Genomic DNA, 1,099 nt, shown 5'->3' with positions numbered 1-1,099 from the left:
GAGAGAAAAGATTAATTATATGTTTTCGAACAAAGAGGAAGCTCAAATCAAAGGAGAAAACGGATTTAAAGATCTAAGCACTAGTTATTCAGCCGATTATCATTACAGCCAACTTATTTCTGTCTTTAAAAGGATTAAAAATAATTAATTATAAAAAATATACAGTAATTTAATCAAAAAAAATTAAGATTTTTGGGTATTTACAGTTTTGCAGGTATCAATAAATATATATATAGAACACATTTAAATTTTACAATTATTAATAAAAAAATCAAAAAAAAATTCAATATAAAAAATGAAAAAAAGAATTTATATCGCAGGAAGTGGAGGGATGTTAGGGGAGGCATTTTATGCTCAATTTAAAGATGATTACGAAATTAAATGTACAGACAAAGATGTGAATGAAGATTGGTTGTCATTTTTAGATTTTCGTGATTTTGAAGCGTATAAAAAAGATGTTGAAGATTTTGCGCCAGATTATCTTTTTCACTTGGGTGCTTACACTGATTTGGAGTTCTGTGAAGAACATTCTGATGATACTTATATGACCAATACATTGTCTGTAGAAAATGCCGTTTATTTAGCTAATTTCTTAGATATCCCTATGTTGTATATTAGCACTGCGGGAATTTTTGATGGGAAAAAGGATTTGTATGACGATTGGGATATACCAAATCCATTGGGTGTTTATGCCCGTTCGAAATATATAGGAGAACGATTTGTTGTAGAAAATGCCAAACGATTTTTAGTTTGTCGTGCTGGATGGATGATGGGTTCTGGTCCTAAAAAGGATAAAAAATTCATTCAGAAATTGATGAAGCAAATCAAAGATGGCAAAAAGGAGCTTTTTATTGTAAACGATAAAGATGGCACACCAACCTATACTCACGATTTTGCCAAAACAGTAAAAGAATTGATTCAAAAAGAATATTGGGGACTCTATAATTGTGTTTGCGGTGGACAAACAGGTCGTTTAGAAGTAGCAACAGAATTAGTTAATCTATTGGGTTTGTCTGAAACAGTAAAAATTAACGCAGTAGAATCAGATTATTTTAAAGACGTTTATTATGCAGAACGTCCCGCTTCAGAAAGACTGCTA

General features: G+C 30.8%; 1 protein-coding gene. It reads left to right on the top strand.

All coding sequences use genetic code 11. The features are described 5' to 3' along the window. Positions 1-295 precede the first annotated feature (295 nt). On the top strand, positions 296-1,099 hold an 804-nt coding region (locus tag EKL98_RS16985), incomplete at its 3' end, for an SDR family oxidoreductase (RefSeq protein WP_126563240.1).

Source organism: Flavobacterium bomense (assembly GCF_003970355.1).
Note: the sequence above shows the minus strand (reverse complement) of the source record. Positions and strands in the feature narration are given on the sequence as shown.